The sequence below is a fragment of the Pseudomonadota bacterium genome, from assembly GCA_039024915.1.
Lineage (GTDB): Bacteria > Pseudomonadota > Alphaproteobacteria > Rhizobiales > MH13 > MH13.
Genome location: JBCCPK010000001.1, coordinates 1 through 11,764, shown reverse-complemented (window position 1 = coordinate 11,764; position 11,764 = coordinate 1). Strand labels below are relative to the sequence as shown.

General features: G+C 54.9%; 7 protein-coding genes. 4 read left to right on the top strand and 3 right to left on the bottom strand.

Annotation, left to right across the window (positions count from 1 at the left end; all coding sequences use genetic code 11):
* Positions 1-131: 131 nt before the first annotated feature.
* On the top strand, positions 132-3,011 hold the full coding sequence (locus AAF739_00035) for a calcium-binding protein (GenBank protein MEM6381036.1): 2,880 nt from the start codon (positions 132-134) through the stop codon (positions 3,009-3,011).
* A gap of 107 nt (positions 3,012-3,118) precedes the next feature.
* On the opposite strand, the gene AAF739_00030 is transcribed toward AAF739_00035, so the two are convergent.
* The 3 genes from AAF739_00030 to AAF739_00020 all read right to left on the bottom strand — a co-directional run bounded on the left by AAF739_00030 (position 3,119) and on the right by AAF739_00020 (position 5,769).
* Positions 3,119-3,988, bottom strand: a complete 870-nt coding sequence (locus AAF739_00030; GenBank protein MEM6381035.1) for an FkbM family methyltransferase — start codon at positions 3,986-3,988, stop codon at positions 3,119-3,121.
* A 361-nt stretch (positions 3,989-4,349) separates the two neighbouring features.
* Complete coding sequence (locus AAF739_00025) at positions 4,350-5,090, bottom strand: sulfotransferase (protein MEM6381034.1); 741 nt, start codon at positions 5,088-5,090, stop codon at positions 4,350-4,352.
* Positions 5,091-5,097: 7 nt separating this feature from the next.
* Entirely contained in the window at positions 5,098-5,769 is a 672-nt protein-coding gene (locus AAF739_00020) for a class I SAM-dependent methyltransferase (protein ID MEM6381033.1), read from the bottom strand.
* 625 nt (positions 5,770-6,394) lie between these two features.
* Between AAF739_00020 and AAF739_00015 the strand changes: the two genes are divergently transcribed.
* The 3 genes from AAF739_00015 to AAF739_00005 all read left to right on the top strand — a co-directional run.
* Positions 6,395-7,273 carry an HAD family hydrolase gene (locus AAF739_00015; protein ID MEM6381032.1) on the top strand — a complete coding sequence of 293 codons (879 nt, stop codon included), beginning with the start codon at positions 6,395-6,397 and terminating at the stop codon, positions 7,271-7,273.
* Between the two features lie 42 nt (positions 7,274-7,315).
* Positions 7,316-9,820, top strand: a complete 2,505-nt coding sequence (locus AAF739_00010) for a glycosyltransferase (GenBank protein ID MEM6381031.1) — start codon at positions 7,316-7,318, stop codon at positions 9,818-9,820.
* A gap of 774 nt (positions 9,821-10,594) precedes the next feature.
* Positions 10,595-11,764 (top strand): calcium-binding protein (locus AAF739_00005; GenBank protein ID MEM6381030.1); only part of this gene is annotated, 1,170 nt, incomplete at its 3' end.

Sequence of the window (11,764 nt, the reverse complement as noted above, 5' to 3'; positions counted from 1 at the left end):
CGCGTCACCCCTGAGATGGCGCTTTGAACTATCTGACGCTCCCGTGATTGCCCTTGCGGAAGCTTGGGTGCTCGTGCACGGTCGCACGCCCATGGCGCTGCGCGGTGCCAGGCAAAAACAGGGAGTTTGGCGTGGCGCATAAATTCTTCGAATGGCTACCGAGCTTTCAGGTCAACCTGACCGATAGCGCGGAGAGCGGCGGTAATGATCAGACCGATTCGCAGATCATAGCTCTGCCAAATGGCGTGATTGGGGTTACTTGGAACAACAACGCTTTTGGGCCAAGCGCGCCCAATTCGAATGAGCCACAGGCGATCACGCGTGTCTTTTCGCCGCTGGACGGCGATGTCGGGTTTTCGGAACGCGTCAGCAGTATCGAGTTCGATGAAGACTATTGGGTGACATCTGATGGCCAGCTGATTGGTATCGGGATCCAGGAAGGCACCTCCGACAGCGTCTCACAACCAGACGGCGTTTTCTCGTCCAACAGCTTCGGTCTATCAGGTCTTTTCCGCCAGCAGGCAACTACGAACGCCTCCGGGGGGCCCGATGGCATTGTTGACCCCGGGTTGACCAACCCCAATACGGCGGGGATCGTCATCAATGGCGACCTGTTCCGGGTCAATGCGTTCGAGACCGTGTTTGGCAGCGGCAATGGCGATCTCATTGCGCGCTTTCAGAACCCGTTTACCGGCAATTTCTCCCGCGTCACGATTTGGGACAATGGCACCAGCAATGGCAATGGGCTCGCCGGCACCGACGTTATCGCCTTGGGTGATGATCGGTTTGTATTCGCCGTCGGCGACAAGGACCCTGGCGCCGATGACGTAGCTTTCTCGATCTGGGTCGTCGATCAGAACTCCTCGACCGGATACACGCGCATCGTTCAGGATGACACTGTTGCCGCATCAAGCGATGAGATCGCTGATGTCGGGATCGCGCCGCTGGACGATGACAAGTTCATTATCACCTATACCTCCGGCGCTGGCGGGACGAACACTGGCGTGCGCGCACGGGTTTACGACAAGGATGGCAACGCGCTGACCGGTCGGCTGGTGCCGGCCGATCTGTTTTCCGGTAATCAGATCATGCCCGCCGCGGTCGATCTTGGCGATGGCGGGTGGTTGTTCGTCTGGGTCGACGAGCCGACGGTATCCTTGCGGGGGCAAGCCTACCGTTTTGACGGCACGGACTATGTCAAGGACGGCGATGCCTTCGTCATCGAAGACCTCGCCAATCTGTCTTTTCTTGACGTCCGCGACCCAAGCCTGGCTCTGCTCGAAGACGGCCGGGTTGCCATCTCATGGACCCGCGTCGAAAGCGGCGACGCCGACATCCGCATGGCGATTTGGGATGGGCGGGACGGGCCCAATCTACCGTCGGCGGGCAGCTCCGGCGTTCAGGTTGGTACCCCGGGCACCGATCAGATGCAGCTGACCGCCTTCACGGTGGAAAGCTACGGGCACACGAGCAACGATGTCTTTATCGTCGACCAAAACACCAACCCTCTGGTTGAGATCATCGATGGGGGCAATAGCACCGGCGATCAGTTGATCGTTGTCAGCCGCGCTGCGCCGAGCCTCGAAAACGTCGACATCCGTTCCATCGAACTGTTCGGCTTTGATGATACGCCCTCGACGGCCTTTTTCGGCCTGACGCTTGCAGCCAACCAGTTCGGAATCGGGAAGATTGCGCCAGACGCGACAGTCGCATTTAACGATGACGTTGATCGGCCGGAAGTCATCACCATTCGGGTGGGCAACGGTTCCAGTTTCGATGGCAGCGCGCTTCAGCCCGTATCGCCCGGGACGACCGAATTCGGGCGCTTTTTCATTACAGGCGATGAGGGCGACAACACCATTATCGGCACGCTTTGGACCGATCTCATCGTCGGCAACGCTGGTGCCGATACGCTAGAGGGCGGAGCTGGCGACGACATCCTGACCGGTGGCGCGGGTGGCGACCGGCTCGACGGCGGCGATGGGCAAGATACCGTCGCCTACGGCGGCTTGATCGGCTTGACGGTGGATTTGCAGAACCTAAACCGGAACACGGGTGAGGCGGCTGGCGATACCTATGTCTCGATTGAGAATATCAATGGCAGCAGCGGCGAAGATGATCTGTCTGGCGACAGCGGGAACAATGTCATCAATGCCGGCGAGCGCAACGATCAGCTGGACGGCCGGGGCGGCAACGACATGCTCATCGGCGGCGAAGGAAATGATGTTCTCAGCGGCGGAACCGGCAATGATCGCATCTACGGAAACGAAGACTTCGACACGCTCACCGGTGGGTCGGGCAATGATCTGCTTGACGGTGGCCGTTCCAACGATGTGCTCGATGGCGGCGGGGGCAACGACACGCTCATCGGCGGTGATGGCAACGACAATCTCAGCGGTGGTGGGGGTGTCGACCTTCTTTCGGGTAATGGTGGTAACGATGTCATGGCGGGCGGTGCCGACAATGACACGTTGAATGGTGGTGGCGGCAATGACCGTATGTTCGGCGGTGCGGGCGATGATATATCCCGCGGGCAGTCGGGCACCGATTTTATCTCCTCAGGCGCAGGCAATGATCGCCTGGAGGGCGGAGCGGAAGACGATTTTCTGTTCGGCGGGTTTGGGGTTGATACGCTGCTTGGCGAAGGGGGCGATGATGTCCTGCAGGCGGGCGCAAGCAATGATTTTCTGTTCGGCGGCTCAGGTGACGACAGGCTGGAAGGCCGAGAAAACAATGACCTGCTGAACGGCGGTGCGGGCAATGACATACTGATTGGCGGACCTGGCGCAGATACATTCGTGTTCGCGCATGCCTTTGGCAACGACACGGTCACGGACTTTCAGGACAATATCGATCAGCTGGATTTCACTGCGTTCAATCTCGCCACGGTGACCGGTGCCTTGTCCTTCGCGGCTGATGTCGAAGGCGATGTGGTATTCACTTTCGGGCCCAACACCTTCACGATCGAAAACATCACCCAAGTCCAGCTGATCGATGATCTTTTGGTTTGAGGCGGCGTCCAGCCAAGATGGGCACCATTCGCTTGTCATAGCGACGTGTATCGCTGATCAATGCTAATCAGCCGTAGCTTGCATGCGGTCTCAGCAACTCGATCACCTTAAGCCTTCAAGGCATCTTCATGGATATACCAGTCATCCCATAGCGACACTTCTGGTAGCCAGCGCTGGTACCCGTGACCGGTCAGCAGGTCATAGAGTTCCTGTCGCCGCTTCTCCTCACCGGAGTGCTCTATCGTCATAAAATCAAAGCGGAAGGAACTGAAATCAAAGGCGGACAGTATCTCCAGCTCGCTGCCCTCAGTGTCCACCGACAGGTAATCGATCCGATTTGGCGCATCAACTTCGAGCAAAAGGTCGTGCAGAGTGACGGTCTCAACCTCTACACGCTCGGCTTCTTGTCGATTGCCATTCCGCTCATGGATGTCATTCGGCACCAGGTCCGCAATGCGCGAAAGCTCGGGGATTGTGGAGCATGAGAACTCAATTCGCTCTCCGGTGACATGGTGAACACACTTCTTCGAGATGGCCGCCGTTCGGTTTGCGTCCAGGGCCGCGTGCCAGGTGGGGTTCGGTTCAGCAAGCAAGCCAGTCCACCCATAGCCCTTCTCAAGCAGGAGGGTGTTACTTAGAGCGTGTCCATCGCAAGCACCAAACTCTACAAAGTATCCGCCATGTTTTTCCGACGTCTTGTAGAGTATCCAAAGATCTTGCAGTATTTGGGCATGGGAGCGCCGTCGTTGCAAGAACGCAAATGAGAAGAAAGCCAACATCTCGTCCAGATCGCTTTCTATTGGCTCTTCCCGATCAGTGCGCAAATAATGCCAAAAGAAACTCGAGAGGAATTGCCGCTCCTGTTTGTGGAGCTTCGCCATCAAGTTTTCAGGTTCGTGCATCAGCAAATCGCGGCCATAAAAAGCCTGATTTGCGAGCCAACGCTCGGAGAATAAAGAGCTTTTCGGGTTCTTCATGCCGGGGTGTGTCTCCTAACGCAGATCATTGTTCGAACGATCTACCAGTCTGATCGCGTCATGTTAATTGGCTAACTCGGCTCGGTCTTCGTTCAGGGGCCACCATGCCCAACGCGCGGTCGACCTTTTGGGGCGGCGCTCTCCTTTGGAAAGCGGGTCTCTGCCGAACCCAAACTGCAAACCGCTAGGTATCCTAGCGGCACTATGGGGCGTCATTACCTGGAAAGTAAAAATGACTTTCTGGCTATCAGATCAATAGGATAAAGAAATATTTCACAACAAATATCACAGTATAAATCCTAACGGAGCTAAGGATACTGATAGGATGATTTGGAGAAGAAAAATCCCGATAAAGATTCTATCAATATTCGTGGAAAGCCTCAATTTCATTTGGGTACAGGTGAGGCTTGTAGCGTTCGATCAGTGAGCTCACGGCGCCTCGCTTATCAGCAAAATGCTCGGAAAGTCGCTTGCGCACCAAATGTTCATCGTCCGCAGGCTTTGTTTTCGATGTCACAACATCACTGTCGATGATTACTGGCTCCAGACCAAGGAACTGGAACACACGGTCCATTGCCGGCTGCTGATCGGACACGAATGCTTCAAAAGATAAGGTAAGTATATTATCAGTTGGAAAAGTCTCCAGAAACCTTTTGAATCTCGCGCTGTAATCACTGTCATGTATAAAATTGATCGTAGAAAGGTCGGCAGTGTTCAGGATCTCGTCGGAAATGCTACCGTGTTTTAGTTTATGGTCTTTGTATTGCCGAAATTGAGAGATACAGCGAGAAACTGGTTCTCGAAATATGATGATGATTTTGCAGTTCGGATTGAAAGCGAAGATACGCTCAGGCACAGCTATGTATGACGGCGACGCTTCGCCGGTCAGCGCCGAGGCGTCATTTGGGTCATAATTGAGCAGTTCGTGGTACTCGTACGACCATGAGCCCTCGGGCGGCAGGGCCACAAAATCCCGACTGAAATAATGGAGCTCCTTAAACTTCGCCGGCGTCACCCGGGGGTGTTTTGACAAATGCTCGTAGATAGTTGTCGTCGCGGCTTTCATCATGCCGACGATGAGGAAGTCGGGATATGCGTGCATAGCTATGCTAGCTCGGCTCGTGCACGAGGACGAAGGTGTCCTGATAGTTTCGCGCGCCTGGTTTGGCCGCCCATTTGCCAACCTCGTAAGAAACGATCTGAAGCCCCGCTTGCTCGATCATTTCTCGCCAAACCTTGTACGAGTACCCGCCAAAAAAGTCTTGCCCACTGTAGGCATAGAAGCACCCGGGCTCGGCTTCCTTTACGGCGCGGTGCGCACCGGTATCTTTGACATATTTGAAGAAATGGTGATCGATGATGAAGGCGGTGATGAACGCGCATCCGTCCGGCTTCAGCATCCGCTTCAGTTCATGCATGTAGGCGAGGCTGTCTTCCCTAACAAGGTGCGTGAAGACAGATATGGCAAACGCCAAATCGATATCCGCGTCCGGAAGGAAGGGTAGGGTGTATTCGTTCTGCACCGCGTCATCACGGTCGTCGAAGTAATAGTTATTTTTGGACGGTATGGTGTGGAAGGTAACATTGTCGTGGCCAGCTGCGATGTTGTCCGTGCACCACCGAATGCCGTCTTCCCAAACATCGCATCCGAAATAGCGCCCGTCTTTGAGGAAGTGCGCAAACGGATAGGCAAGGCGGCCTGAACCGCAGCCAATATCGACGATGTTGGACGAATGCTCCAAGTCGAACCGGGTGGCCAACTCACGGAACATGTTGGTCATGGCCCCCTTGAAATGAGCGTAACCATCGCTGCCGATTTTGTTGATATAAGAGATTGGTGGGAGTGCCGTATCTGGGAGCAAATGGCAGTACTTAACAGTGTCCATGATGGACTGTTCCGCCGCCTGATGTGATTGACGCGCAGCAGCCAGCGATTTGACATATGCGCTCGGTTCTTCGGCCATTCCAGTTCCTTCATTTACTGCTTTACGCATCGCTTGGTCATTCCTTTGCCACATAGCGTCCCGAAGGTTTGGTGGACTTTGGCCCATCCCGCTCGGCTCACCGTACCTTGTTGTGTAGCCGGCACGATGACAATTCTCTCTGCTGATCTAAGTGATCTGGCAAAACGAAGGGTGGTTTGTAATCACGGCGTTCCGATGCAATCAAGCTGGCTTAACCGATCTACGCTGAATATCTTGACTTGTGCCGTCGTTCCGCCCATTCGGGACGAAAAGGTTGTCATACATTCGTTTAGCTATCAGGTCATAACCTCAAAGAGTTTAATCGCTGCGTGAATGAGCACAATGAAATGGTTAGCTTATCACGTGTTTTCAGTATCGCGTATTGCCTGATTAACGACTATTTCCGCTTGAGTAAGTTAAGAAGTCGCGTCCACGTATATTCATGAAATTTTCCTCTGTCGCAAAATTTGGAAGATTCGAAAATCGGTTGACCGAAGGGTCCGCTGATCGCCTGGCAATGTATCGCGATCCACAATTCGCCGACGAGATCGGCGAGCATGTTGATCAACTTGTCGCGCATCGACAGATTTTATCCTTAGACGTCTTTGATACTTTATTATTGAGAGATAATTCATCGGAACTAAGCCGATTTATTGAAATTGGGAGGCGAATTGCAAAACATACAGCAACAGTTACCGGTCGTGAGGTTAACGACATCGATGGGTTCGTTGCCCGTGAATTGGGCACGAAAGCAACCTACCGGGCGTCGAGGCTTGTGAACGGTTGCCGCGAAGGCTCATTGACGGAGATTCATCAGACCGCTAGCGGGGTGCTGAGCGGTTCTCATGCCTACGCAGATGCATTTGTTGAGATCGAACTCACTTACGAAAGTGAGACCGTCACCCTAAACCCATTTTGGATAGATGTGATTGAGCGGCATCGCGAGAACGGCGGCAGGGTGCTTTTGCTGACGGACATGTATATGCATGCGAGCCAAGTTGCGCAGCTACTTGAGCGGGCCGGTCTCGAGCGGCAGGACTACGATTTTTTGATATCGAGCGCCGATGAAAAACTATCGAAAGCCTCTGGCCAAATATTTAGCTTTGCCGAAGATAGCTTGTCGCTCATGAGCGATGACTTTGTCCACTTTGGCGATAGCCTGCGCGGCGACTTCGTGCAGCCTCGACGATCAGGTTGGACCGCGATGCACCTACCAATATCACATGCGGCGATCGCGGCCCGGAAAGATGATCATATGAAAAGTTTGAGCCGTGTCGTATCCGAGTTTGGTTTCACCCCATCCGTTGCCTGTCCACAGTGAGCTGCGAGAACGCCGCGTGGTCGTCCTGAAAACAAAATACCTATGTCTCAAGCTCTGACCGATGTCATCGGTCGAAACATTGTCGGCCCAGTCGTCCACCAATGGTTGCTTGGGCTTGACCAGTATTTCAGCTATTTCGGCGACCAGCGAACGTCTTTTCTTTATTGCGCGCGCGCCGGTGTGCGCATCAACCGGCTCTATGAGCTTTATCTCAAGGGGTTAGATCGGGAGGTTCCTCCATCCCATCATCTCTTTTGGGCGTCGCGGATCTCCTTGTGCAAGGGCACCTACACCCGACAGCCCGAACGGGCCTCGCAGATCATCGCGCACGAATACTTCCATCAGCCCCTTCGAGATGTGGTCGCAGGGCTGATGAGGAACGCGGATGAGCGACTTTCCGTAAACCTTGAAGCCCTGACTGACCGCGATTTGGATGCGCATGGCCAGAACTTCCCCGGTTGGCTCAAGAGCGAGCATCGTCTGGTCGAACCGACGCGGAGCTACCTCGAAGATTGCAGCAAGCAGTTCGACGCCCATCTGCAAACTTGGACCGACAATAGCGACCGCATCGTGCTGGTCGATAGCGGCTGGCGCGGAACAATGCAGTCGCTCCTGACGCATGCCTACCCGGACACGGAGTGGGCCGGCCTCTATGTGGGGCGGATCCTAACCCCTGGTTTTGATCCAGCGATCGCCGACAAGGTAATCGGCATTCTGTTTCAGGCCGAAAGCGTTGATCTGCTTCGGCCCGAGACATCTATCGTTGCCCACAGACATCTGTTTGAGACCATGCTCGAGCCGAACGGGCCCTCAATTGAGGATATTCCGGGCGGATCAGAAGATGCCATCGTTCGCCAGCAAATCGAGCAGAACCTGGCCGACCCGCTCGATCCTGAAGCTGACAGAGTTTATGCCCGTGTTCTGGACTACATAAAGGACAACGCCGGCCTCGGCCCTGCAGAGATCGTCGCGAATTACCAGAAGGCGTTACCTGAGCTTGCTCGCATTCTGCTGCGACCATCCCGAGAGGAAGCGTTCGCGCTTGCTTGCAAGGATCGGTCGGCGGATTTTGGAAAGTCTCTTCTTGTTCCGGTCTTGATCACGGACCCGGACCCATCCAACCCAGCCCATGCAAACGCAGACCTGCGCGTCGCGCACGCTTTGTGGTCACAGGGGCAAACGGCGCTAGAGTTTTCCGGCCTGATTAGAACCGAGCGCCAGGATCGGATCACCAGCGCCTCCGATCTTTCCACCTATTTCGACCCCATCGCTGAAGGTGGCGAAAGTGATAGGGCTGAGCGACCCGATGAGAGCGAACTCCCACCTTCGGTCGCCATTATCACCCGCACCAAGAACCGTCCGCTTCTATTGAAGCGCGCTGCCACAAGTGTCGCTGGGCAGACCTTCTCCGATTATAGCTGGGTGGTGGTGAACGATGGTGGTGACGAGGAGGCAGCAAAAACAACCGTGCTGAGTGGTTGCGTCGACTTGAGGCGCATAACGTTTGTGTCAAACGTCAAAAGTCTGGGGATGGAAGCCGCATCCAACGTCGGCATCCGAGCTGTGAACAGCAAATATGTGCTCATTCACGATGACGACGACAGTCTTCATCCTGATTTCCTGAAACGCGCGGTCGAATTTTTGGATAGCGAGGCCGGTGCCCGTTATGGTGGCGTCGTTACCGGATCCATTTACGTGTCCGAGGAAATCGTCGGCGACACTGTCGTTGAGCATGAGAGATCACCCTACAAGGGCTGGCTGCGCAACATTCATCTGTCGGAGATGTTGGCGGAGAACACATTCCCGCCGATCGCCTTCCTCTACAGACGCTCGGTTTATGACGAAATCGGCGGGTATGATGAAGAGTTCCCGGTCTTGGGCGATTGGGTTTTCAATCTCGAATTTCTTCTCAAGGCTGACATCAAAGTCATCCCCGACCCGCTGGCCTATTATCACCATCGTGATCGCGGAGACAGTTCGAAGGACACCGTCTATTCCAATTCTGTCATAGGTGGACAAACGAAACACGAGGAGTTTTCCTCGGTGGCGCGAAACAAATTCATGCGCCGACATGCTGAATCGAACGCAATCGCGGCTGGCGCGATTATGGCGTACTTCGGGCATGACCTTCGAGCGAGCGTTCGCAACCTTGCAGAAGGGCTGAATAAACCACAGCCGGTCCCCGTCGCCCCTGTTTCTGCGGCCCCGGTTGCTCCTGCGCCGAACGAAGACGCGACACGCGAAATTGATCGCTTGTGGTTGTTGAACCATCTTTCGGGTTTCAGGGCTGCTTGGAACCGACCCAAACTGCATCCGAGCAAATCGAACGCCAGCGAAACGCAAATGGCGTCTTTATCGAGGGTTCTACAGAAGCATCATCGCAAGGTTACGCTCGGCGTTCACCCAACCTTTGATGAAGAAGCCTATTTGGTAAGCAATGCGGATGTCCGAGAGGCGGTTTACTCCGGAAAGTTCTCTTCAGGATATGTGCACTTCCTTGCCTATGGCGTCTTGGAGGGGCGGCCCAGGCCGACGAAACAATCCTGACCTGGTCGTCTTACCGTTATGTCCCTGGGTTTGGCTCAAGCAACTAAAGTGGCAGCACGGTCATAACCTGCAAGCGGCCCGAAACACTCCACGATGTTACCGGGTATTGCCGCTCTCAAGTAGGGCGACCAAGTGGTGGTTGGGTCGCCCAACACGATCTGCAAACGGTGCGCAAACGCGCCACAATTGATCCAACGCCGGAGCGGCCGGCGCATCAATTAGTCGTTTAGCGTGACCGCTTCGCTGTGTTGCCACCGGATGATTGAGCCTCGGCTTCTTTTCTGACTTCACTGTAATCAAGAGGGGCAGTTGGGCCTGCACCACGCCTCTTTCCGCCAAGCTCTTTAAACCGCTGACAGTCTTCTTGGCCGCTCGATGCTTTCGGGCCAATTCAGCGCGCGTTTTGCAAGAGCGCCAAGCCCGTCGAAGAGCTTTCCAGATGGGCGGCCCTTAGGTGATGTTACCAGCTTCCGACCGGATGTCTTGGTGCTCAATTTACGTACGCAATTACAATAAGAGAAATCGGGCAGAAACCGTAGAATCCTTCTAAACAACCATATTATTCAGCAATTTTCTTGATAATCACTTTGACGGGATAATCATCTTATTGACACAAATCGTACGCAATAATAACGCTCACTCAGGCTTTTGCGATCAGCGAAACAGGCTTTGCAATTGACCTTGCCCACCCGACAAGAGCCATTCATTTCAGGCGTGATCGGAGCTGTGCAAACGGACGAACGATTAAGCGCATACACCGGACAGTGACCTCACATGACCAACGTTACGTTCTCGATCGACCCGCCCTTCACCATCGAGGATGAAGCGACGGCGGTTTTCTTTCGCTTCTCGCTGGACCAAGCCCCGGCTCCGGGTAGTTTTGTTTCATTGTATTTGTACTCGACGCCGAACCAGAACGGGACCCTGAACGATCGCGTAACGGGTCAAAACTCCGAATTGAGCCAGTTCGACCTTCCGGCCTTCCTATTCAATCCCGAGTTCCAGGGGGTGCAGAACCTCTTCACCTACAACTACGATGTGTCACCTGGGTTCGATTTTTCCATTATCGAGATCCGCGTGACGGAGCAGGAAGGCTGGATCAAGCTGATCGGCTTCAATGACTTTGTCGATGACGGGCCTCGTGAAGTCTATTGGAACCTCATCGACAACCCGAACGACTCGCAAACAAACACCGTCGTGAACTCCTCAATTTTGTTCACGGAGTACGACACGCGCTCCGAACTGCCGGTCGGCCCGACCACAGGTGATGACACCTTAGACGGCACACCAGGGAACGATACCATTTCGGCGCTAGCCGGTAACGATGTCGTCAATGGTGATGCTGGAAACGATACGTTGAGCGGAGACGACGGCAACGACACGCTCAACGGTGAAGCTGATAACGACATCCTCAATGGCGGCCTCGGAACGGATACGCTAAACGGCGGCGATGGCGCCGACACGCTGAACGGTGGTTCTGGCAACGACACGCTGAATGGCAATGTCGGCAATGACACCATCAACGGTGAGGGCGGCAACGACACGCTGCGCGGTCAGAACGGGACCGATGAGCTGAACGGTGGGGACGGCAACGACACGCTCGAAGGCGGCGCGGGAACGGATACGCTGAACGGCGGTGATGGCGAAGATACGCTCAATGGCGGCGGCGGCCCTGATACGCTCAATGGTGGTGACGACAATGATCTGCTGCTGGGCAGCGCGGGCAACGACACGCTGAACGGTGATGATGGCGATGACCGGCTGTTCGGGGGTGCGGACTTCGACGCCCTCAATGGTGGGCTCGGCAATGACCTGCTGAACGGCGGTACCTCCAACGATGTCCTTGATGGCGGTGGCGGGGATGACACGCTGATCGGCGGCGATGGTAATGACAATCTTAGCGGCGGCGGGGGTATCGATGATCTGTCCGGCGGCGCGGGCAAT

Bases quoted from the DNA above. Each gene is read 5' to 3' on its own strand.
- AAF739_00015 (MEM6381032.1), top strand. From the start codon at position 6,395: ATGAAATTTTCCTCTGTCGCAAAATTTGGAAGATTCGAAAATCGGTTG.
- AAF739_00020 (MEM6381033.1), bottom strand. From the start codon at position 5,769: ATGACCAACATGTTCCGTGAGTTGGCCACCCGGTTCGACTTGGAGCAT.
- AAF739_00030 (MEM6381035.1), bottom strand. From the start codon at position 3,988: ATGAAGAACCCGAAAAGCTCTTTATTCTCCGAGCGTTGGCTCGCAAAT.
- AAF739_00025 (MEM6381034.1), bottom strand. From the start codon at position 5,090: ATGCACGCATATCCCGACTTCCTCATCGTCGGCATGATGAAAGCCGCG.
- AAF739_00010 (MEM6381031.1), top strand. From the start codon at position 7,316: ATGTCTCAAGCTCTGACCGATGTCATCGGTCGAAACATTGTCGGCCCA.